At 34.2% G+C, this 21,813-nt stretch carries 21 protein-coding genes; 16 read left to right on the top strand and 5 right to left on the bottom strand.

Annotation, left to right across the window (positions count from 1 at the left end; genetic code table 11):
* Positions 1-24: 24 nt before the first annotated feature.
* From H7350_RS07240 to H7350_RS07225, 4 genes are read left to right on the top strand one after another with little or no spacing between them, the layout of a single operon-like run.
* A complete protein-coding gene (locus H7350_RS07240; RefSeq protein WP_204345231.1) occupies positions 25-1,890 on the top strand; it encodes a DNA topoisomerase IV subunit B in 1,866 nt (621 codons plus the stop codon).
* Positions 1,887-2,768, top strand: a complete 882-nt coding sequence (locus tag H7350_RS07235) for a hypothetical protein (RefSeq protein WP_204345230.1) — start codon at positions 1,887-1,889, stop codon at positions 2,766-2,768. The genes H7350_RS07240 and H7350_RS07235 overlap by 4 nt, the downstream gene beginning before the upstream one ends.
* Positions 2,769-2,770: 2 nt before the next feature.
* Positions 2,771-3,262, top strand: coding sequence for a hypothetical protein (locus tag H7350_RS07230; RefSeq protein ID WP_204345229.1), 492 nt, complete (start codon positions 2,771-2,773; stop codon positions 3,260-3,262).
* Positions 3,255-5,918, top strand: a complete 2,664-nt coding sequence (locus H7350_RS07225) for a DNA gyrase/topoisomerase IV subunit A (RefSeq protein ID WP_204345228.1) — start codon at positions 3,255-3,257, stop codon at positions 5,916-5,918. The genes H7350_RS07230 and H7350_RS07225 overlap by 8 nt, the downstream gene beginning before the upstream one ends.
* A 20-nt stretch (positions 5,919-5,938) precedes the next feature.
* On the opposite strand, the gene H7350_RS07220 is transcribed toward H7350_RS07225, so the two are convergent.
* The 3 genes from H7350_RS07220 to H7350_RS07210 all read right to left on the bottom strand — a co-directional run bounded on the left by H7350_RS07220 (position 5,939) and on the right by H7350_RS07210 (position 7,576).
* Positions 5,939-6,733, bottom strand: a complete 795-nt coding sequence (locus H7350_RS07220) for a TerC family protein (RefSeq protein WP_204345227.1) — start codon at positions 6,731-6,733, stop codon at positions 5,939-5,941.
* Position 6,734: 1 nt separating this feature from the next.
* Positions 6,735-7,121, bottom strand: coding sequence for a hypothetical protein (locus H7350_RS07215; RefSeq protein WP_204345226.1), 387 nt, complete (start codon positions 7,119-7,121; stop codon positions 6,735-6,737).
* Between the two features lie 77 nt (positions 7,122-7,198).
* Entirely contained in the window at positions 7,199-7,576 is a 378-nt protein-coding gene (locus H7350_RS07210; RefSeq protein ID WP_204345225.1) for a helix-turn-helix domain-containing protein, read from the bottom strand.
* A 305-nt stretch (positions 7,577-7,881) separates the two neighbouring features.
* Between H7350_RS07210 and H7350_RS07205 the strand changes: the two genes are divergently transcribed.
* The 3 genes from H7350_RS07205 (at position 7,882) to H7350_RS07195 (ending at position 10,165) form a co-directional block, all read left to right on the top strand.
* Positions 7,882-9,012, top strand: coding sequence for a M14 family zinc carboxypeptidase (locus H7350_RS07205; protein ID WP_204345224.1), 1,131 nt, complete (start codon positions 7,882-7,884; stop codon positions 9,010-9,012).
* A gap of 75 nt (positions 9,013-9,087) precedes the next feature.
* On the top strand, positions 9,088-9,567 hold the full coding sequence (locus H7350_RS07200) for an Lrp/AsnC family transcriptional regulator (protein WP_204345223.1): 480 nt from the start codon (positions 9,088-9,090) through the stop codon (positions 9,565-9,567).
* Positions 9,568-9,649: 82 nt separating this feature from the next.
* On the top strand, positions 9,650-10,165 hold the full coding sequence (locus H7350_RS07195; protein ID WP_204345222.1) for a DinB family protein: 516 nt from the start codon (positions 9,650-9,652) through the stop codon (positions 10,163-10,165).
* Between the two features lie 56 nt (positions 10,166-10,221).
* On the opposite strand, the gene H7350_RS07190 is transcribed toward H7350_RS07195, so the two are convergent.
* The gene (locus H7350_RS07190; protein ID WP_204345221.1) at positions 10,222-10,704 is read right to left on the bottom strand and encodes a hypothetical protein; all 483 of its coding nucleotides are present in this window, start codon (positions 10,702-10,704) and stop codon (positions 10,222-10,224) included.
* Between the two features lie 145 nt (positions 10,705-10,849).
* Here H7350_RS07190 and H7350_RS07185 point away from each other — a divergent pair, with 145 nt between their 5' ends.
* Entirely contained in the window at positions 10,850-13,762 is a 2,913-nt protein-coding gene (locus H7350_RS07185; protein ID WP_204345220.1) for an FAD-binding and (Fe-S)-binding domain-containing protein, read from the top strand.
* Here H7350_RS07185 and H7350_RS07180 read toward each other — a convergent pair.
* On the bottom strand, positions 13,759-14,604 hold the full coding sequence (locus tag H7350_RS07180) for a UDP-2,3-diacylglucosamine diphosphatase (protein WP_204345219.1): 846 nt from the start codon (positions 14,602-14,604) through the stop codon (positions 13,759-13,761). The two genes, H7350_RS07185 and H7350_RS07180, sit on opposite strands and share 4 nt — an antisense overlap.
* Positions 14,605-14,792: 188 nt before the next feature.
* Here H7350_RS07180 and aroC point away from each other — a divergent pair, with 188 nt between their 5' ends.
* From aroC to H7350_RS07140, 8 genes are read left to right on the top strand one after another with little or no spacing between them, the layout of a single operon-like run.
* Positions 14,793-15,854: a chorismate synthase gene (aroC, locus tag H7350_RS07175; protein WP_204345218.1), complete on the top strand. Its 1,062-nt coding sequence runs from the start codon at positions 14,793-14,795 to the stop codon at positions 15,852-15,854.
* 50 nt (positions 15,855-15,904) lie between these two features.
* Complete coding sequence (locus H7350_RS07170) at positions 15,905-16,120, top strand: hypothetical protein (protein ID WP_235989290.1); 216 nt, start codon at positions 15,905-15,907, stop codon at positions 16,118-16,120.
* 33 nt (positions 16,121-16,153) lie between these two features.
* Positions 16,154-17,476, top strand: coding sequence for a dicarboxylate/amino acid:cation symporter (locus tag H7350_RS07165; protein WP_204345216.1), 1,323 nt, complete (start codon positions 16,154-16,156; stop codon positions 17,474-17,476).
* Between the two features lie 49 nt (positions 17,477-17,525).
* Positions 17,526-18,563 carry a glutathione synthase gene (gene gshB, locus H7350_RS07160; RefSeq protein WP_204345215.1) on the top strand — a complete coding sequence of 346 codons (1,038 nt, stop codon included), beginning with the start codon at positions 17,526-17,528 and terminating at the stop codon, positions 18,561-18,563.
* Positions 18,556-19,380 (top strand): sulfurtransferase, encoded by an 825-nt coding sequence (locus H7350_RS07155; protein WP_204345214.1) that lies wholly within the window; start codon positions 18,556-18,558, stop codon positions 19,378-19,380. The genes gshB and H7350_RS07155 overlap by 8 nt, the downstream gene beginning before the upstream one ends.
* Positions 19,381-19,382: 2 nt before the next feature.
* The gene (locus tag H7350_RS07150) at positions 19,383-19,712 is read left to right on the top strand and encodes a hypothetical protein (RefSeq protein ID WP_204345213.1); all 330 of its coding nucleotides are present in this window, start codon (positions 19,383-19,385) and stop codon (positions 19,710-19,712) included.
* A 5-nt stretch (positions 19,713-19,717) separates the two neighbouring features.
* Complete coding sequence (locus H7350_RS07145) at positions 19,718-20,548, top strand: N-formylglutamate amidohydrolase (protein ID WP_204345212.1); 831 nt, start codon at positions 19,718-19,720, stop codon at positions 20,546-20,548.
* On the top strand, positions 20,548-21,708 hold the full coding sequence (locus tag H7350_RS07140) for a peptidase MATCAP family protein (RefSeq protein ID WP_204345211.1): 1,161 nt from the start codon (positions 20,548-20,550) through the stop codon (positions 21,706-21,708). The genes H7350_RS07145 and H7350_RS07140 overlap by 1 nt, the downstream gene beginning before the upstream one ends.
* Positions 21,709-21,813 lie beyond the last annotated feature (105 nt).

Below are 21,813 nucleotides of genomic sequence, written 5' to 3'. Positions count from 1 at the left end.
TATTCTAATTTTTTTCACTGATATATGTCTCAAGAAACCAAATATACCGAAGATAACATACGCTCGCTTGATTGGAAAGAACACATCCGAATGCGACCAGGAATGTATATTGGTAAATTAGGTGATGGATCTTCACCAGACGATGGGATTTATATTCTACTCAAGGAAGTTTTAGATAATTCTATCGATGAGTATGTGATGGGAGCTGGAAAAACCATCGAAATTTCTATTCATGGAAATAAAGTTATTGTTAGAGATTATGGTCGCGGTATTCCTTTAGGAAAGGTTGTCGATGTGGTTTCAAAAATGAATACTGGTGGAAAATACGATTCCAGAGCTTTTAAAAAATCGGTAGGATTAAATGGTGTTGGTACTAAAGCCGTAAATGCCTTGTCTAACTATTTCCGAGTAGAATCAACCAGAGATGGAAAATCGGCTTCTGCAGAATTTGAGCAAGGTAACTTGACAAATCAAGATATGCTTGAGGATACTTCTCGTCGCAAAGGAACTAAAGTCTCTTTTATTCCAGATGAGACCATTTTTAAAAACTATAAATACCGTAATGAGTATGTTGCAAAAATGCTCAAAAACTACGTATATCTTAATCCTGGATTGACAATTGTTTTTAATGGTGAAAAATATTATAGTGAGCATGGTTTAAAGGATTTGTTATCTGAAAACATCAATGAAACCGATCGGCTTTATGATATCATACATATTAAAGGTGATGATATTGAAGTTGCTTTAACACATAGTAAAACACAGTATAGTGAAGAGTATCATAGTTTTGTTAATGGACAAAATACAACACAAGGTGGTACGCACTTATCGGCTTTTCGTGAAGCCTTAGTGAAAACACTTCGCGAGTTCTACGGAAAAAATTATGAAGCCTCTGATATTCGGAAATCGGTTGTATCTGCAATTTCTATTAAAGTGATGGAACCTGTTTTTGAAAGTCAGACCAAAACCAAACTGGGTTCTACCGATATGGGTGGAGACTTACCAACAGTTAGGACTTATATCAATGACTTTATGAAGCGCTATCTGGATAATTATTTGCATAAAAATCCAGATACAGCAGAAAAGATACAACGCAAAATACTTCAGGCAGAACGCGAGCGTAAGGAGCTTTCAGGAATAAGAAAACTGGCTAAAGACAGAGCTAAAAAGGCAAACCTTCACAATAAAAAGCTAAGAGATTGTCGTGTGCATTTTGGCGATGCTAAAAATCCGCGTAACCTGGAAACAACATTATTTATTACTGAGGGAGATTCGGCTTCTGGTAGTATAACTAAATCCAGAGATGTGAACACACAAGCCGTTTTCAGTTTAAAAGGGAAACCTTTAAATAGTTATGGGTTGAGTAAAAAGATAGTTTATGAAAATGAAGAGTTTAATCTGTTGCAGGCGGCATTAAATATTGAAGAATCTTTAGAAGATTTGCGTTACAATAATATTGTTATTGCTACAGATGCCGATGTTGATGGGATGCACATCAGGTTACTGTTGATTACCTTCTTTTTACAATTCTTTCCTGAAGTGATTAAAGAAGGGCATTTGTATATTTTACAAACCCCTTTGTTTAGGGTTCGTAATAAAAAGGAAACGATTTATTGTTATTCTGATGAAGAACGACGCAGTGCTATAGAGAAGCTAAAACCAAAGCCTGAGATTACCCGATTTAAGGGACTTGGTGAAATCTCACCTGATGAGTTTGTGCATTTTATTGGCGACGATATTCGTTTAGATCCCGTAATGCTGGATAAAGACATGTCTATTGAAGAGTTGTTGTCATTTTACATGGGAAAAAACACGCCATCACGACAAGAGTTTATCATTGATAACCTAAAAGTGGAGTTAGATATAATAGAGGAGGACGTTAATTCATGAAGATTGTCAATTATGTAAGTGTAATCGTTTTGGTGTTACTATGGCAACATAGTAGTGCTCAGTATCCGAAAATAGAATTGTCTTCAATGTCTGAAACTTCTAAAACTTTGGTTAAAGATTTTGTAGCTAAAGCCCTTACTGATTGTAATGCTACTAATACCCTAAAGTTAAGCTCACGAAATGCGACTTCTCGTTTCAGAAAGTTTTTTACTAATGACCAGTTAAAAGAAAGTTGTAACTGGTATGTAGATCGTTACGGTAATCTTGAAGAGGCTACGCTTATTGAAGCCATTAAAGATAATGACTTTACTGTTTACAGGTTTAAAATGAAGCGCTCTTTAGCCGAATGGCATACTGAAATGCGAGTTGTTTTAGATAAAAAAGGAAAGCTGGCAGGAGTACGTACTAAAGATTATTGGACAGATAAATTTTATAGAAGAAAAGACAATCCAGTCTTGCAAAAAATAGATACGTCAAAACTTGATAAGTCGACTTTAGAACTCAATAAATCTTTTGCTCTGAAATCGTATCAAACTTGTGAGTCTTCTGAAATGTTTGTGGTTAACGAAACGAATACCATTCACCGAACATTGAGAAACGACTGGGATAAGAACTTGCTTATTGAATGTGATTCTGTCAAAAGAAAAAATGGTGAATTGTCAGATTTTAAGTTTGTTGAATTTTATTCCGATTCGGTGTCAAGACATGTGTATCGTTATAAGGTTCAATTTGATAAATTAGTGAAGCCTTCAGAAATACGAGTGTATTCAAAGCATAATGATAAATTTATGGGCATTTTTGTAATAGATGTATGGTATGACAGATTTTACGAATTTGATAAAGCCAAATCAAGAGCTTTAAATGATTTAGGACAATAGCTATGAGAACAAATAATTCTAAAGTAAAAAACACGATTATATCTGTATATTTTATGCTGATTGTTTTAGCGATTACGTTTTTATTTGTTTTTAGAACATTTACCTACAACGTCGCTAACCCAATGCTTCTGTTTATCGGTATCGCCTTAGGTTTTGCGTTGCTCTTTTTTCTTGTTCATTTCGTGTCAAAGTTTTTTGAATATGATAGCGATGGGTTAAAAGTAGTAATTACTAACAGAGGCTTATTGTTTTCTGATAAATTCAATTACAGAGAGCATATACTGGAGTTTGATAAAAATGAATTGTATGCCTTTAAGTTCAAAAATTATTTTTTCTATAAAACACTAACGTTTTATCTCAAGAATAGTAAAGGAAAAAAAACTGTTGAAACCTTTAATACGACTTTGGTTAACAGAAGAAAAAGACGATACATTAGACAGTCGTTAAGCAAAATAATTAAAGCAAATAAAAAAGCACTACAAAGTAATGAGTGAAGATAATACTGATATTGTAGATCATCAAGACGAACCTCAGGAAAGCATCACCAGAGTTACTGGTATGTATAAAGATTGGTTTCTTGATTATGCGTCTTATGTAATTTTAGAACGTGCTGTTCCGGCGATTGAAGATGGTTTTAAACCAGTACAGCGACGTATCATGCATTCTATGAAGGATCTTGATGATGGTCGCTATAACAAGGTGGCGAATATTGTTGGTCATACTATGCAGTACCATCCGCATGGTGATGCCAGTATTGCTGATGCCATGGTGCAAATTGGTCAGAAGGATTTATTAATTGATACTCAGGGAAACTGGGGAAATATTTTAACAGGAGATAGTGCAGCGGCTTCACGATATATTGAAGCTCGTATTTCTAAGTTTGGCTTAGACGTCGTATACAATCCGAAAATTACCCAATGGCAAGCTAGTTATGATGGTCGTCGTAAAGAGCCTGTAAATCTTCCTGTAATGTTTCCGCTGTTATTGGCACAAGGAGGTGAAGGGATCGCTGTAGGATTATCTACAAAGATTCTACCACATAATTTTATTGAACTTATTGATGCCTCAGTAAAACACCTTCAAGGAAAGCGATTTACTATTGTTCCTGATTTTCCGACAGCAGGTATTGTTGATGTGTCTAATTATAATGATGGGATGCGTGGCGGAAAGGTGAGAGTGCGCGCAAAAATCTCTCAGTTAGATAAAAACACACTTGTTATTACTGAAATTCCTTATGGAACTAATACATCTTCTTTAATTGATTCTATCCTGAAAGCCAATGATAAGGGTAAAATTAAGATTAAAAAAATAGAAGATAATACAGCTGCAGATGTGGAAATTTTAGTGCATTTGCCTAGCGGAATTTCGCCAGACAAAACCATTGATGCTTTATATGCGTTTACGAGTTGTGAAACTTCAATATCACCTTTAGGTTGTGTTATCGAAGATAATAAACCTCTATTTGTAGGTGTTACTGAAATGCTCAGACGCTCTACAGATCATACCGTTCAGCTCCTGAAAAGTGAATTGGAAATTAAACTCGGTGAATTTGAAGAACAATGGCATTTTGCATCCTTAGAGCGAATTTTTATTGAAAATCGTATCTATCGTGATATCGAAGAGGAAGAAACCTGGGATGGTGTAATCAATGCTATTGATAAAGGACTACAACCACATATAAAGCATTTAAAACGTGCCATAACGGTTGATGATATCACACGTTTAACCGAAATTAGAATTAAGCGTATTTCAAAATTTGATATTGATAAAGCTCAACAGAAAATCGATGCGCTTGAAGATCAAATTGCTGAAGTAAAACACCATCTTGCCAATTTAATCGAATATGCTATTGCATATTTTCAGCGTCTTAAAAAGGAGTATGGAGAAGGTCGAGAGCGTAAAACGGAAATCAGAACTTTTGAGGATGTTGATGCAACTAAAGTAATTATTAGAAACACAAAGCTTTACGTAAACAGAGCCGAAGGTTTCATTGGAACATCATTGCGTAGAGACGAATATGTCTGCGATTGTAGTGATATTGATGATATTATCGTATTCACTAACGATGGAAAAATGATGGTTACCAAAGTGGATAGTAAAACATTTATTGGTAAAGATATTGTTCATGTTGCCGTCTTTAAGAAAAAAGATAAGCGTACCATTTATAATATGATTTATCGTGATGGCTCCAAAGGACCAACTTATGTTAAGCGTTTTGCTGTAACCTCTATTACCAGAGATAAAGAATACGATTTAACCAACGGAACAAAAAGTTCTAAACTTTGGTATTTTTCAGCCAACCCAAATGGAGAAGCTGAGGTGATCACTGTGTATTTGCGTCAGGTTGGTAGTATTAAAAAACTGAAATGGGATTTAGATTTTGCTGACGTTTTAATTAAAGGAAGAGCATCTAAAGGAAATTTAGTTACTAAATATTCCATTAAGAAAATAGAGTTAAAAGAAAAAGGAATCTCTACGTTAAAGCCTCGTAAAATCTGGTTTGATGATACTGTTCAGCGTTTAAATGTGGATGAGCGAGGAGAGCTTATAGGTGAATTTAGAGGTGAAGATCGCTTGTTAATCATTACGCAATCTGGTATTGCCAAAACTATCTTACCAGAGCTGTCAACGCACTTTGATGACGATATGATTGTTTTAGAAAAATGGATTCCTAAAAAGCCTATTTCGGTTATTTATTATAACGGTGAAAAAGAAATGTACTATGTGAAACGGTTCTTAATCGAAAATGAAGGTAAAGAAGAAACCTTTATTTCTGATCATCCAGATTCTCAGCTCGAAATTGTATCTACCGATTGGAAACCAATGGCTGAGATAGAATTTAAAAAGGAACGTGGTAAGGATCGAAAAGACAATGAGTCAATTAATCTGGAAGAATTTATCGCGATAAAAGGTATTAATGCCTTGGGCAATCAATTAACCAAAGAAAAAATTAATCAGGTCAATTTATTAGATCCTTTGCCGTATGAGGCTCCTGAAGAGTTGCCTGCTGAAGATATTGAAGTTGTTGATGAAACTGTTGAGCCTTCTGATGCTGCATCACATTCTGAAGAAAGTTCAGATAAGCCCAAAAATGAAAACGATGATGCATCATCCGATTTAGACGATCAAGGTCAAACCACTTTATTTTAAAGGACGTCTGAGATTGTAAATTATTTTTTGCTTGACTTTTTAGTTGTTTTGTAATTTAAAAACTCAACAAAAAGTGAAAAGGCAATAGCGAAATACAGGTAACCTTTAGGAATTGCACCAACTTTATTTCCGAAGAATTCTGTATGCGATAAATGTGCAGCTTCGGTAATCAGCATAAACCCTATAAGGATTAAAAATGCCAAACCTAACATTTGTACACTAGGGTTCGTGTCGATAAATTTTCGAATTGGGTTAGCAAAACCAATCATAATTCCTATCGAAATCATAACAGCAATAATCATCAAAACTAAGGTGTAATTGTGGTTAGGATGCAGTCCGTTTGTCATTCCAACGGCCGTAAGAATCGAATCAATAGAAAAGATAAAGTCAATAATTAAAATCTGTACCAATGCATTGGATAAAGACTTAATTTTTTTGCCTTTTACTTGATCTTCATCATGACTGGGATGAGATACTTTTTCTCGTATTTCAGAAGTACTTTTGTAAATTAAAAATAAACCTCCAACAAATAAAATTAGTGCTTGCCAGCTGATATGCAGTTGAAACCAACTTGTTTCAAGATTATAAAAGGGTTCAGATAACCCAACAAGAAAGGAGACAAAAAATAAAAGAATTACACGTTGTACTAGAGCAAGTATTAAGCCAATGTTGGTCGCTTTGCTACGTTGATGCTCTGGAAGTTTATTGGCTGCAATAGAAATAAAGACAATATTATCTATGCCTAAGATAATCTCTAAAAAGGTTAAGGTTAGTAATGCCATAAGCGCATCACTGCTCAATAAAAATTCTAACATACTATTTTATTTTTGTTGCAGTTCCCTTTTCTACACGTTGTTTTTTATATGGATCTTTTACAGCTAATTTATATTCAAAAGTATATGAGTCTTTGTCTGTACTTATGATTTTAAAATGAATATCTTTTTGCTCATTCAAATTTTTAGGATGAAGGTCTTTCTGGATAAACTCACAGTCGTTAATCCATCTGATAGAGGCAGAGTCAACCTTGTTATCAAAAAAATCAATATTATAATGTTCTGTTCTTACGAATGTACCTGTTTTTTTAACACCGTCAATAGTATAATTGAAAGTAAACGTCCCTGTTTTAAAATCAGAACACTGACGTTCTGCTTGAAAACAACTTAAATATAATAAAGGAATAAGCAGAATTAAAGCTTTTCGCATAAAATGAGTTTTATACAAAATTACGAAACGAGAACCGATTTGTGAGAATCGTCTATTTGAAAATTATAAGTTTTAATTTATGATTGCTCAAAATTTTTAAAGGTACCGTCTGTATAGAATATTACAATTCGGTCTATAGATTTATTTTCTGATTTAGACATCGCTTCAATTTTTGGAGCTGAGGTATTTTCAGATTCTGAAATCTGCTTTTCAACAATCTTATGTCCTTGAGAAGGAAAATGTCCTTTACCATTCATAAGCCAATACAATTCAACTTCAGGAAAGGAGGAAAGGACCTTTAAAACAAAATCTAAACTAGGCTTATTTCTACCCGATAATATATGTGAAATGCTAGAGCGTTGCACACCAATTTTTTCAGCAAAAGAAGAGGCTGATTCTCCGTAAAAATCAATGACTTTTTGTAGTCGTTTTGTAAATTCCTGATTGTTTATCATTGTAAACTAAGAATGTTTAATATTGTAACGTTACAAATGTAAACATATTATAATTACTATCCTATTAATAATATCCACTGATCAGTAATCATATAATTAATACTTAAGATGGGTTAATTTAAATTACTGAATTACAATAAAATAAAGTCAGAAAATATTTTTCATTGAATTATTTTCAATTCTCAAGCGCAACAGTTCTAAACCTTGTATACATTTGTAAGAGTTTAAGCTAAAATTTTTCAAAATTAATTGTTTACAAATGTAAATTATCAATTGTTTACCTTTGTTTAAATTAATAAAAATACATGCAGCCAGAAACTCTAAAATCAGTCTTTAAAATTCATAAAGAGACCAGTCTTTTTGGTCGCTATATTCATCACGATTCTATAGTACCTCTTCTTGAAAAATTAGATAAAAAATTTGTTGTTGATGTTGTCGGAAAATCTGTAAAGTCATGTCCTATTTTTTCAATAACTTTTGGGCAAGGCGCTAAAAAAATATTAATGTGGTCGCAAATGCATGGCAACGAAAGCACGACAACTAAAGCTGTTTTTGATATGCTTAATGTCTTTTCTGATGATAATCATGACATTCAGCACATTTTAAGTGCTTGTACGATTAAAATTATTCCAATTTTGAATCCTGATGGCGCTAAAGCGTATACCAGAGTAAATGCTAATGAGGTGGATTTAAATAGAGACGCTCAGGATTTGTCGCAACCCGAGAGTAATGTGCTTAGGTCTGTTTTTGATGCCTTTAAACCTCATTATTGTTTCAATTTGCATGGTCAGCGTACTATCTTTAGTGCTGGACGTACTAATAATTCGGCTACAGTTTCTTTTTTAGCTCCTGCTCAGGACGAAGACCGATCTGTTACAGCAACTCGTAAAATAGCAATGGAAATCATCTCTAAGATGAATGATAATCTTCAAAAGCAAATCAAAAACCAAGTTGGTATCTATGATGATGGTTTTAATTTAAATTGTGTTGGTGATACCTTTCAGTCGTTAAGTGTGCCAACTGTATTGTTTGAAGCGGGTCACTATGCTAATGATTATATGAGGGAGCAAACGCGAGAGTATATTTTTCAGTCGTTGATGGTATCGATTGGTTATATCGCAAATACAGTTATTGACGGGAAGCTTTATAAGCCTTATTTTGATATTCCTAAAAACGATAAGTTGTTTTTTGACATTATAATACGGAATGCCAACGGATTAGATGTGGCTATACAATATCATGAGGAATTGGTTGATGGAATTGTGAAATTTATACCAAAAATTGAAAAAATATCCAATTTAGAAAATTATTTTGGTCATAAGGAGGTTAACGCCAATGGTTTTAGTGTGTTAGGGGAGAATAAGAGGTCTATTCAAGAAGGAAACGAAATCGATTTCGTAGTTATAAACAATGAGAAAATATTGATAAATCTTTGAAAAAGTTGCTTTTCGATGTGATATCTTTAAGGAAATTGCATTATTTTTGTATAAAATTTATCAAAAAGTAAAAAAATGGCAAAATTCAAATTAGATGAAATCGATCATCAAATTTTAGACATGTTAATCGATAATACGAGAATTCCTTTTACAGATATCGCAAAAAAATTGGTGATTTCTGCAGGAACAGTTCACGTTAGAGTAAAGAAAATGGAAGAGGCTGGAATTATCAGAGGCTCGTCTTTAACCTTAGATTATCAAAAGTTAGGATATTCATTTATTGCTTACGTTGGTGTGTTTTTAAATAATACATCACAAACTAAATTTGTTTTAGAGCGAATAGCACAAATTCCTTATGTTACTGTAGCTCATATTACTACAGGAAAGTTTAATATTTTCTGTAAAGTGAGAGCCAAAAACACATCGCATGCAAAAGACATCATCTTTATGTTAGATGATATTGAAGGTATATATAGAACCGAGACTATGATTAGCTTAGAGGAGAGTATCAATGATAAAAAACGTTTGATGCACACTATCTTTAACGAATTATAATAGAATCGCATTCATAAAAATGACCCTTTATCTTATATTTGATGAAGGGTTTTTTATTTCCCGTAATTTAAAATATACTATTATGACTAAAGATGATTTGTCAAAAAGCGAATATAATCCTTATTATCAGACTTATATAGAAAAAGCAGGTGCTTTGACTTTGAAAGACGGTTTGAAGCGTAATGGAGATTTAACTGTTGCCTTTTTAGAAACCATTCCAGAGGATAAATTAGAATTTCGGTATGAAGCAAGTAAATGGACTGTTAAAGAGATTGTTCAGCATTTAATTGATACCGAGCGTGTTTTTATGTACAGAGCGCTGTGTATTGCTAGAAAGGATAAAACGCTATTTCCAGGATATGATCAAGATAACTATGCCTTAACCTGTGATGCTAACCGACGTTCAATGCGTAATTTAATTAACGAATTTAAAGCGGTGAGATTATCAAGTGTAATGTTGTTTGAAAGTTTTACAACTGATATGCTGACTGAAATTGGAATAGCCAGTAATAGTAATTTGTCTCCAAGAGCTGTAGCTTTTATTACTATTGGTCACGAAAATCATCATTGTAAAATTATTAAAGAACGTTATCTGTAATTAAAAAAGCCGCTTTATTAGAAGCGGCTTTTTTAATTATGATAAAAATGATGTGTTTAGAATCTATATCGTATTCCTAATGCAATATCAAAATCTAAATCATCTCTAAAATCTCCAAAACCAAACTCAGGTCTTGCGTCTAAAGATAATTGTAAAGGAATATCAAAATTGTACTCAATACCTATGTCTCCTGCAGCAAAAAAGAATGTTTCGCTGTCGTCAAATCCAGCAGGAACATTGTCAAAACTGTAAGATCCAACACCACCACCAACACCAGCATACCAGTTAAAATCTCCATCTAAATGCCATACCCACTGGTATAAACCTGCAAGTTTGAAACCATCATAACCTTTTCCATCTCTTAAACCAAGGTCTATTTCAAGACGATTATTGTCTCCAAGTGCTCTTTGGTAAGAAATCTCCGCTCCAAAACCATCGCTGTCACCAAGTCGTAATCCAATAGCGTTATCTGAAATATCCTGAGCATTTAACGTTGTAAAACCAATTAATGTAAGGGTTAATAAAAATAATTTTTTCATAATTTTGAGTTTAATGTTTAAGTTTTAGAGTAGCGTTTAACAGCTACTGAAATTATAACGACAAATTTATATTAAAATTGAGGGATTAGCTTTAATTTTAGGACAAAATTATATCATTTTTAATCAAATTATTGACTCATATACAATGCAAAACCCTAGAGCTAGTTTGCTTGCTAAGTTAAAAACTCAATTATCTGGGGAGTTGTATTACGATGAATTGATGAAAATAATCTATGCCACAGATGCTTCTGTGTATAGAATGAAGCCATTAGCTGTGGCTTTACCGAAGACTAAATCAGATTTAAAATTACTTATAAAATTCGCTCAAAAGCACAGTGTGTCTCTGATACCTAGAGCTGCGGGAACTTCGTTGGCAGGGCAATGTGTTGGTGACGGAATTGTGGTCGATATTTCAAAATATTTTACTAAAATTTTGAATATTGATGAGGCTAATCAAACGGTAACTGTACAACCAGGTGTCGTAAGGGACGAGTTAAATAATTATCTAAAACCTTTTGGTCTCTTTTTTGGTCCAAATACGTCAACATCAAATCGCTGTATGATTGGTGGTATGGTTGGAAATAATTCATCTGGAACAACATCTATTAAGTATGGTGTGACACGTGATAAGGTACTGGAATTGCATACGATCTTAAGTGATGGGAGCGAGGTTGTCTTCTCTGAGATCAATGAGCAGATGTTTAAAGAAAAAACAACTCATGATACTCTTGAAGGGCATATATATAATACGGTGTATTCTGAATTGTCTTCAGCAAGTGTTCGGCATCAAATAGCGTCTCAATTTCCTAAGTCAGAGATTCATAGAAGAAATACGGGATATGCTATTGATGGATTATGGCCTTCTGAAAATGGTAGTTTTAATATGTGTAAACTACTTTCGGGTAGTGAAGGGACTTTGGCATTTACAACTCAAATCACTTTAAAGCTTGATGTGCTTCCGCCGAATGATAGTATGATGGTAGCAGCACATTTTACGAGTATTCAGAATTGTATGGATGCAGTTGAACTGGTTATGGAACATGATTTGTTTACCTGTGAAATGATGGATAAAACCATTTTAGATTTAACAAAGCATAATAAACAACAACAAAAAAACAGACAGTTTATAAATGGAGATCCTGAAGCTATATTGATGTGTGAAATTCGTGGCGAAAACCGTGAAGATGCAAGCCTTAAGGTTGCTGAATTAATTAAAAGCATTAAAGATTCTAATTTGAGTTTTAGTCTTCCAATCTTGGTTGGTAAAGAAATAAATCAGGCTTTAGAATTAAGAAAAGCCGGATTAGGTTTATTAGGCAATATGATTGGTGATGAAAAAACTGCAGCTTGTATTGAAGATACGGCAGTAGCGCTTTCTGATTTGTCAAATTATATTCGTGATTTTTCTAGTTTAATGGAAACTTATAATCAAAAGCCTGTGTATTACGCGCATGCTGGTGCTGGAGAGTTGCATTTGCGTCCGATTTTAAATTTGAAAAAGAAAGCTGATGTTGTTCTGTTTAGAAAAATCACAACTGATGTTGCGCATTTGGTAAAGCGATATCAAGGCTCTATGAGTGGTGAACATGGAGATGGTATTGTGCGCTCGGAATTTATTCCTCTTATGATTGGTGATGAAAACTATGACATTTTAAGGCGGATTAAAACGGCATTTGATCCTGATAATATCTTTAATCCTGGGAAGATTGTCGACGCCTTACCTATGGATGAATCGTTGCGTTATGAAGCTGATAGAGAAGAGCCTGACATAGAAACGGTTTTAGATTTTTCAGATTCTCTTGGTATTTTACGGGAAGCCGAAAAATGTAATGGTTCTGGAGATTGCAGGAAACTCCCAGAGTTTGGAGGTACGATGTGTCCGAGTTATCGTGCCACCAAAGATGAAAAAGATACGACTCGAGCTCGAGCAAATGCTTTACGTGAGTTTTTAACGCATTCTGATAAAGTGAATAAGTTTAATCATGAAGAGCTGAAAGATGTTTTTGATTTGTGTCTAAGTTGTAAAGCTTGCGCAAGCGAATGTCCGAGTAGTGTGGATGTGGCGAGTTTGAAAGCAGAGTTTCAATATCATTATCAACAGGCAAATGGTGTAAGTTTGAGAACAAAACTATTTGCGTATAACAACCGATTAAATACTTTTGGAAGTCGTTTTGTATGGTTTGCAAATTTTATGTTTTCTAACTCGTTAACGTCTTCGTGGATTAAAAAAAGTTTTAAAATTGCTGAAAAAAGAAGCTTACCATTACTATCAACTAAAAGTTTATATAAAGCACATAAAAGTATTAATAAACAATTAGATAGTGGTAAAAAAATTAAAGTGATTTATTTGTTTAATGACGAGTTTACCAACTACTTAGACACTTCTATTGGTGTTGATGCTATTACACTTTTAGAAGCCTTAAATTACGAGGTTAAGCTCGTTCAACATTTTGAATCCGGACGCTCATTTTTGTCTAAAGGTTTATTGCTTCAGGCAAAATCTGCAGCCAATAAAAATGTTTCTGTTTTTAAGGATTTGGTTTCAAATGAGACACCATTAATCGGGATTGAACCTTCAGCTATTCTAAGTTTTAAAGATGAATATCTTAAACTGGCTGATAATAAAGTTTCTGCAAAAGAAATTGCAAACCACACCTATCTTATTGAGGAGTTTATTCAACATGAAATACAATTAGGGAACATCACATCTGAGCAATTTACTTCCGAAGAAAAAACCATTAAATTTCATGGGCATTGCCATCAAAAAGCATTGCTAAATCAATCGTCAAGCTTTGATGTTTTAAACTTACCCAAAAATTATAAGGTAACTATTATTCCTAGTGGTTGCTGTGGTATGGCTGGAAGTTTTGGATATGAAAAGGAGCATTACGAGCTAAGTATGCAAATAGGAGAGCAGACTTTATTTCCTGCAGTACGTAACGCAAATGAAGATGTCTTAATTTCTGCTAATGGAACCAGTTGTCGTCATCAAATAAAAGACGGAACTGATAGAGAAGCTTTGCATCCTATAACTATTTTAAGACAAGCTTTAATTTAGCTTTTTTTCTTCTTTTGTTCGACAATAGTGATGGCTGCAATTAAATCTTTTACCTCCATGTCTTTAATGTCCTCATCTGCATAAAAAGCTCTGAGTTTATCGTTGTTATAATTGTAGATTTTCCAACGCTTAAATTGATATTCGAGTGCAGTAAAGTTTTCTACCCAATCACCTGAATTTAAATAGGTTGTAGAGCCAAATTTATTTTCTTTGAGTTGCATTTTGGGCTGGTGAATATGACCGCAAATAACATAATCATAACCTTTTTCAATGGCTAAATCTGAAGCGACTTTTTCAAAGTCATTGATGTATTTAATGGCGCTTTTAACACTGTTCTTTATTTTTTTGGAAAGCGAATATTTTTCCCTTCCCATTTGCTCTAAGCACCAATTTATAAACCTGTTTAACAAAATTAGGACATCATATCCGTAACCACCAAGTTTAGCAAGCCATTTTGCATTTTGAATCGAAACATCAAACACGTCACCATGAAAAAACCAAGCCTTTTTGTCATCTAATTCCAATACGATTTTATCGACAATAGAAATATTTCCAATAGTTGTGTCACTAAACTTACGTAGCATTTCATCATGGTTTCCAGTGATATAGATGATTTCTACACCATCAGAAGCCATATCCATAATTTTCTTAATGACTCTGAGATGTGATTTTGGAAAATAACGTTTTTTAAATTGCCAGATGTCAATAATATCACCATTGAGAACCAGTTTCTTTGGCGAAATACTGTTAAGATAGGTCAAGAGTTGCTTGGCGTGACATCCATAAGTTCCTAGATGCACATCTGAAATAACGGCTATTTCAACTTTACGCTTTGTTTTCAATGGCTATTAACAATTTACCCTGCAAAGAAATTAATATGTTTTCAAATAAAATAAATTTCATAATTAACAAACAATCAGCAAATTGTTAACCTATTGTTATGCATTTTTACTTCTGAAAATAGACGCTTTATGGTATTCTGTTTTTGTTTCTCTATTTTTACAAGTACTTTAGCGTAAAATCTTTATATATGGCTGGGAATTCCTTCGGAAAAATTTTCAAACTCACCACTTTTGGTGAATCACATGGTGTTGCAATTGGTGGTATTATAGATGGTTGTCCTCCAGGATTACAACTGGATTTAGATGCTATACAAAATGAATTAAATCGGAGAAAACCTGGTCAATCAGAAATTGTGACGCAACGTAAAGAGCCTGATACTGTTGAATTCCTTTCAGGGATATTTGAAGGACAAACTACAGGAACACCAATTGGTTTTGTCATAAAAAACACCAATCAAAAATCTAAAGACTATTCACATATTAAAGATGTGTACAGGCCAAGTCATGCCGATTATACATATGACAAAAAGTATGGCGTACGCGATTATAGAGGTGGCGGACGAAGTTCGGCGCGTGAAACGGCGTCAAGAGTTGTGGCAGGTGCTATAGCCAAGCAATTACTGAGTTCGATTCAAATACATGCCTATACCTCTTCAGTTGGAGATTTGTTTTTGGAGAAACCTTATCAGGATTTAGATTTTTCAAAAATTGAAACGAATCCGGTTCGTTGTCCAGATGACGCTATAGCAGAACAGATGATAGCTAAAATTAAAGACATCCGTAAAGAAGGAAATACCATAGGTGGAACCATAACTTGTGTACTTCAAAATGTACCTGTAGGTTTAGGTGAACCGGTTTTTGATAAATTGCATGCCGATTTAGGAAAAGCGATGCTGTCAATAAATGCCGTTAAAGGCTTTGAATATGGTAGTGGATTCTGTGGCGCAAAAATGAAAGGGACAGAACATAACGATTTGTTCAATGCTGATGGTACAACACAAACCAATTTGTCAGGTGGCATTCAAGGTGGTATTAGCAACGGGATGGATATTTATTTTAGAGTAGCCTTTAAACCTGTAGCCACAGTAATTCAAAAGCAAGACGCGCTGGATAGCTCAGGAAATATTGTAGAAATGCAAGGCAAGGGACGCCATGATCCTTGCGTGGTTCCCAGAGCAATTCCTATTGTTGAAGCGATGGCAGCATTGGTTTTAGCAGATTTCTATTTGCTGAATAAAATGTATAATTAAGGATATATAGTTTGACTGAAGCCGAAAAAAATGAAGAAAAGCGAAAGCATATGTCTTTGACAAATTCCGAATTTTTGACATTTTTCTTCTTTCCGTATAACGTGAAGCGTTTTGGCATGAACGATTATGAACTCAATAAATCTGAAGATGAGCGCTTTGTGAAGTATGGTTTTGAAACCAAACTAAAAGAAGCCGACTCAGCAAGACTATATGGAACAATTTTTTACATTGGAATAGCCATAATATTAGGTGTCATCTTTAAATAGTACTAATAGAATAGATTAAATCGCAATAGAAATATGAAAAAACTTGCCTTACACTGGAAAATTTTAATAGGAATGTTCCTCGGTTTAATATTTGGTTTTATAATGCTTCAAGTAGGAGGAAGAGCCTTTACCGAAGATTGGATTAAGCCTATAGGCTCCATATTTGTGAAGCTACTGAAGTTGATAGCGATTCCTTTGATATTAGCGTCATTGATAAAAGGAATTTCAGATTTAAAAGATATTTCCAAATTCAAAAATATAGGAATTCGCACTATCGGAATTTACATCGTAACAACAGTTATCGCGATTTCTATTGGATTGGCACTCGTAAATATCATGCAGCCAGGTGATGGTGTTTCTGAAGAAACTATAGCGAAATTAACAGAAACGTATTCTGAAAATAGTAGTGTTAAGGCCAAAATTGCCGAAGCTTCAAAACAAAAAGATTCAGGACCATTACAGTTTTTAGAAGATATGGTTCCTGATAATGCCTTCTCAGCGTTAAGTGATAACAGGCTCATGCTTCAAGTGATATTCTTTGCCATTTTCTTAGGGATTTCACTACTTCTTATAGGCGAAAAAAGAGCGGCTCCATTAAAGAGTTTTTTCGATTCATTAAACGATGTGGTTTTAAAAATGGTCGATTTAATTATGTTAACGGCTCCAGTTGCTGTGTTTGCACTTTTGGCAAACGTTGTGGTTTCTTCTGATGATCCAGATATACTATTCGCCTTATTAAAATATGCAGGCGTAGTTGTTCTAGGCTTGATTTTAATGATTGTCATCTACTGTATTTTTGTAGCAACCTTCACAAAGAAAAATCCGTTATGGTTTCTCAAAGAAATAAGTCCAGCGCAACTATTGGCGTTTTCAACAAGCTCAAGTGCAGCAACACTTCCAGTAACTATGGAGCGTGTTGAGGAGCATATAGGTGTTGATAAAGAAGTTTCTAGTTTTGTACTGCCTGTAGGTGCAACGATAAATATGGATGGCACAAGTTTATACCAAGCAGTAGCGGCTGTGTTTATTTTTCAAGCCCTTGGTTTAGATTTAACGTTTTCTGACCAAATCACTATTGTTTTAACAGCGTTATTAGCGTCTATCGGTAGCGCTGCAGTTCCAGGAGCAGGAATGGTGATGCTTGTTATTGTATTAGAGTCTGTTGGATTGCCTCCAGAATTATTACCGATTGGTTTAGCCTTAATTTTTGCTGTCGATAGACCTTTGGATATGTGTCGTACTGTAGTGAATGTAACTGGTGATGCGACAGTTTCAATGATGGTTGCAAAATCTGTAGGAAAACTTGGTGAGCCGAAGGTTAAGAATTGGGATGATCACTACGAAGAAGTAAAATAAAATTTTTAAATTTAAATACGATTTATTCACTAATAAAAATCAACCTATTATGAATGTTTGTTTTATCATGTATCCTTGGGATCAAATCGACCCAGAAAACGATACAAGTTTAGCATTAATTAAAGAATGTGTAAAGCGAGGCCATGGTGTTGCCATGTGTACACCTGCAAATTTGACCATTAGAGATAGTGTGACCAACGCATTTTGTACTGTGATTAATCGTATGGATAAAGTGCCATCGGGCTTAAAAACATTTTACAATAAGGCAAAATTGAGAGAAGAAATGTTGCCTCTTGCTGGTTTTGATGCTATCTTTTTTAGAGCAAATCCGCCTTTAGATCCTATCATGCTGAATTTTTTAGATTCGGTTAAAGATGATGTCTTTATAGTTAATTCACTTCAAGGGATGCGAGAAGCTAATAATAAGTTGTATACGGCTGCTTTTGGTGATGCGCATAGTAATATTATTCCGAATACGCATGTCTCTAAAAACAAAGAGTATTTGGTAAAACAGATTAAAGAATCTAAGTCTGATAAAATGATTATTAAACCATTGAATGGTTTTGGAGGTTCTGGTGTGATTTTAATTGAAAAATCGGCCATGAGTAATATCAATTCTTTATTGGATTTTTATATCACCAGTGGTGATGGCTCTTCAAATTATGTGATTCTACAAGATTATATAGAAGGTGCCGATCAAGGTGATGTGAGGATTTTATTGCTAAATGGAGAGCCTGTTGGTGCTATGAAACGTGTTCCAGGAACCGATGATCATCGCTCAAATGTATCAGCTGGTGGTTCTGTTCAAAAGCATACACTTACTAAAGCTGAAAAAGCACTTTGTAAGCAAATCGGACCTAAATTGGTAAAAGACGGACTCTATTTTGTAGGTATTGATGTGATTGGTGGAAAACTTGTCGAAGTTAATGTGATGTCGCCTGGAGGTATCACTTACATTAATAAAGTGTATAAATCTAAAACCAAAGTAGAGGAGCGTGTTATTGACTTTTTAGAAAGTAAGGTTGTAGATCAAATGCAAGCTTTTGATAGACGTACGCGATTGCGAAAAACGGTTCAGGATGCTTAAAAATAGTCGATTTATATCGCCTATAGTCAGCTGTAAATGGTTAAACGATAATCGTCATCTAAAAGCTTTAATTATTCTTGATGCGCGTGTTACAACAAATGACTCAACTTCTGAAGAAGCGTATATTCCCAATTCAAGATATTTTGACATCAAAGGAAAGTTTAGCGATTTAAATGCTGATTTTCCTAATACAATACCATCACCTGATCAATTCCAAAGTGAAGCCAGACAATTAGGAATCAATAACGATTCACTAATTGTTGTTTATGATGATAAAGGCCTGTATTGGAGTCCGAGAGTCTGGTGGTTGTTTAAAACCTTTGGTTTTGATAATGTGGCTGTTTTAAATGGCGGACTCCCAGAATGGGTTAAAAATGATTATGAAACGACCACAGATTTGGATACGACTTATTGGATTCCTGGAAATTTTTCAGCAGTATATCAACCTGAAAGGATGTGCTTTTTTGATGATATTTTAAACTTACCTGAAGATGATTCTGTAATGCTATTAGATGCACGTTCTAAAGAGCGTTTTCAATGTGAAGTCCCTGAGCCAAGAGTCGGACTTAGAAGCGGAACGATTCCGAAGTCAAAAAATTTACCATATACCCATTTGTTTGATGACTACTGTTTAAAACCAAAGGCAGATTTAAAAGCTGTTTTTGATACTTTTAAAATAGAAGATAATTCACTAATTTTCTCATGTGGTAGTGGCATCACAGCTTGCATTTTAGCTTTAGCAGCAGAAATTTCAGACTATAAAAACTTGACTGTTTATGATGGTTCATGGACAGAATACGGAACATTAACAACATAATTATGGGACAAACAAGATGGACTAAACAAGAATTAGTAGCCTACATTTTATTATTTGTGGCGCATTCTGATTTAAAAGAAACAAAAGCCGAGCACGATTATATCTTATCTCGTGTTAGTGCCGAAACCTATGAGCATATCAAGTCTGAATTTGATGCCGATAATGACTACCAAAGTATTACAAAAATTGTGGATGCTGTTAATACTGAACCGTCTTACAATAAAAATCCGGATGCGCTTTTTGCAGACATAAAGCTTATGGCATTTGCTGATGGTGAGATGGATCAAATTGAGCATGCCATTTATAATAGTTTAAAAAGGATTTTAAGTTAGGCCCTATGGAACGATTATCAATTGCTGCAATTATTTCTAAAATTAACAACGAAGAATTGTTTCACGCCGTAGCCGATGATTATTCGTTGACTTTAAAAATAGACGATTATGTACATTATGCGTGTGCTGCTATTCATGACGGACATCAATTTAGGAAAGATCTTTGGGATAATTGCATACACACCGAATATGAACGTTGGTATGAAGAAGATCCAGAAACTAAAAACATGGTCATGTCACATCCTATTTTAATTGCAGGTTGTGATTCGCGTTTTGAATACGATCTCAATAGAGATCCTGAAAATGCGGTTTTTGAAACTGCCTGGGGAAAACAATTGTGGCACGAGCCACTTTCCGAAGTTGAAAAAAATAAGAGTTTAGATAAACATGCCAATTTTTATAAAGTGGTTCATGCCTTAGTTTCAAAACTTGAAGCTAAGTTTGGTCTGGCGATTGTCTATGACATGCACAGTTACAACTGGCAACGATGGGATAGGGAAGTGCCTACCTGGAATTTGGGTACTTCTAATGTAGATAACGACCGATTTGGTGATGATATTGAAGCTTGGAGACAAAGTTTGTCGGAGTTTAAGTTTCCGCACGATATCAAATCAACTTCTAAAATTAATGACACGTTTCAAGGGAATGGATATTTCTTGAAATTTATTACGCAAAACTTCCAAAATACCTTAGTTTTGGCAACCGAAATTGCAAAGGTGTATTGTGATGAATACGATTATGTTATGTATCCCGAAGTTGTTGCAGCAGTTGAAGCACAACTAAAAACAAGATTACCTGAGCACGCTTCAAATTTTTATAAAAAGCACAAAAAATAATGCCACAAATTACAAGTACAGAAGAATATCAAGATTTATTTGACATCGATGCCAATTTGAATCGATTAGTGAAAAAAATCGAAGTACTTAACTATATCAATCCTTTAAACATTGCTAGTGAGAGAAAGCAATTTTTTTCTTCTAAATTTAATTATGATCCTGTTTTTAAATATCCGAAGATCAAATTTAATGGATATAAACTCCATCGTTTATTTTTTTCTCAGCGCTTAGAACGTATAGAAGACGATGATATCAGACAGCTTTATGAAGATGTGATTTATGAGTATTCTGGATTAATTGAATGTATTGAAACAATCAATCAAGGACGTAAATTTTATTTCAATAGCTTAAAGAGTTTTGGAACGCCTACCGAAAAAGAAATCGATAACGCGAAATTTATTTTGCGTTTTGATGATAGTGACTTCGACGAAGAAATGTTGCCTATATATTCTGCTAATGATGCTGTAGATTATTTTAAGGCCTATTCAGAACGTTATGATTTTGATTATAACATCAAGTTGTCTACGAATCTTTCAGCTGCAGCAATGGTTCTTAATAACACACAAACATTAGTGTTACATAAGAATCATAAGTTCAGTAAAAATCAGTTAAAAGTTTTGACAAATCACGAAATTGGTGTTCACATGGTCACGACATTTAACGGCTTAGCGCAACCCTTGAAAATATTTTCTAATGGTTTTCCTAATAATGTAGAAACACAGGAAGGCTTAGCGGTGTATTCAGAATATATGTCTGGATGCTTAACTATGAAACGCTTAAAAGAACTCGCTTTTCGTGTCGTTGCGGTTGATACTTTAAATAAAGGCTATAGTTTTGCTGATACTTTTGATTTGCTGTATAGTCAGTATAAACTCAATCGGGATGCAGCTTTTGCGATTACATTACGTGTACATCGAGGAGGAGGTTTTACGAAAGATCATCAGTATTTATGTGGTATTAATCGAGTGTATAACTATGCTAAAGCAGGCGGAGACTTAGATGTTTTATTGACAGGAAAGGTGACTTTAGATTATGTTGATACTATTAAAAAGCTACAAGAAAGGGGTCTGGCGATACCTTCAAAGTATTATACAGATTCATATCTAACGAATGATAACTCAAATAAAAATTTAGACTTCATTTTAAAGAGTTTAAAATAATAAGCCTTAAAGCGCAACAGTTCTTTCAGTTTTTATGCTGAAACTTCCTTAGTGTTAGACTTGCACTAAGTTAGAACTTGATTCATTCCTAACTAACAGAAGCTA

The organism is Psychroserpens algicola (genome assembly GCF_014526325.1).
GTDB classification, from domain to species: Bacteria; Bacteroidota; Bacteroidia; order Flavobacteriales; family Flavobacteriaceae; genus Psychroserpens; species Psychroserpens algicola.
Note: the sequence above shows the minus strand (reverse complement) of the source record. Positions and strands in the feature narration are given on the sequence as shown.

Bases quoted from the DNA above. Each gene is read 5' to 3' on its own strand.
- H7350_RS07240 (WP_204345231.1), top strand. From the start codon at position 25: ATGTCTCAAGAAACCAAATATACCGAAGATAACATACGCTCGCTTGAT.
- H7350_RS07235 (WP_204345230.1), top strand. From the start codon at position 1,887: ATGAAGATTGTCAATTATGTAAGTGTAATCGTTTTGGTGTTACTATGG.
- H7350_RS07230 (WP_204345229.1), top strand. From the start codon at position 2,771: ATGAGAACAAATAATTCTAAAGTAAAAAACACGATTATATCTGTATAT.
- H7350_RS07225 (WP_204345228.1), top strand. From the start codon at position 3,255: ATGAGTGAAGATAATACTGATATTGTAGATCATCAAGACGAACCTCAG.
- H7350_RS07220 (WP_204345227.1), bottom strand. From the start codon at position 6,733: ATGTTAGAATTTTTATTGAGCAGTGATGCGCTTATGGCATTACTAACC.
- H7350_RS07215 (WP_204345226.1), bottom strand. From the start codon at position 7,121: ATGCGAAAAGCTTTAATTCTGCTTATTCCTTTATTATATTTAAGTTGT.
- H7350_RS07210 (WP_204345225.1), bottom strand. From the start codon at position 7,576: ATGATAAACAATCAGGAATTTACAAAACGACTACAAAAAGTCATTGAT.
- H7350_RS07205 (WP_204345224.1), top strand. From the start codon at position 7,882: ATGCAGCCAGAAACTCTAAAATCAGTCTTTAAAATTCATAAAGAGACC.
- H7350_RS07200 (WP_204345223.1), top strand. From the start codon at position 9,088: ATGGCAAAATTCAAATTAGATGAAATCGATCATCAAATTTTAGACATG.
- H7350_RS07195 (WP_204345222.1), top strand. From the start codon at position 9,650: ATGACTAAAGATGATTTGTCAAAAAGCGAATATAATCCTTATTATCAG.
- H7350_RS07190 (WP_204345221.1), bottom strand. From the start codon at position 10,704: ATGAAAAAATTATTTTTATTAACCCTTACATTAATTGGTTTTACAACG.
- H7350_RS07185 (WP_204345220.1), top strand. From the start codon at position 10,850: ATGCAAAACCCTAGAGCTAGTTTGCTTGCTAAGTTAAAAACTCAATTA.
- aroC (WP_204345218.1), top strand. From the start codon at position 14,793: ATGGCTGGGAATTCCTTCGGAAAAATTTTCAAACTCACCACTTTTGGT.
- H7350_RS07170 (WP_235989290.1), top strand. From the start codon at position 15,905: ATGTCTTTGACAAATTCCGAATTTTTGACATTTTTCTTCTTTCCGTAT.
- H7350_RS07165 (WP_204345216.1), top strand. From the start codon at position 16,154: ATGAAAAAACTTGCCTTACACTGGAAAATTTTAATAGGAATGTTCCTC.
- gshB (WP_204345215.1), top strand. From the start codon at position 17,526: ATGAATGTTTGTTTTATCATGTATCCTTGGGATCAAATCGACCCAGAA.
- H7350_RS07155 (WP_204345214.1), top strand. From the start codon at position 18,556: ATGCTTAAAAATAGTCGATTTATATCGCCTATAGTCAGCTGTAAATGG.
- H7350_RS07150 (WP_204345213.1), top strand. From the start codon at position 19,383: ATGGGACAAACAAGATGGACTAAACAAGAATTAGTAGCCTACATTTTA.
- H7350_RS07145 (WP_204345212.1), top strand. From the start codon at position 19,718: ATGGAACGATTATCAATTGCTGCAATTATTTCTAAAATTAACAACGAA.
- H7350_RS07140 (WP_204345211.1), top strand. From the start codon at position 20,548: ATGCCACAAATTACAAGTACAGAAGAATATCAAGATTTATTTGACATC.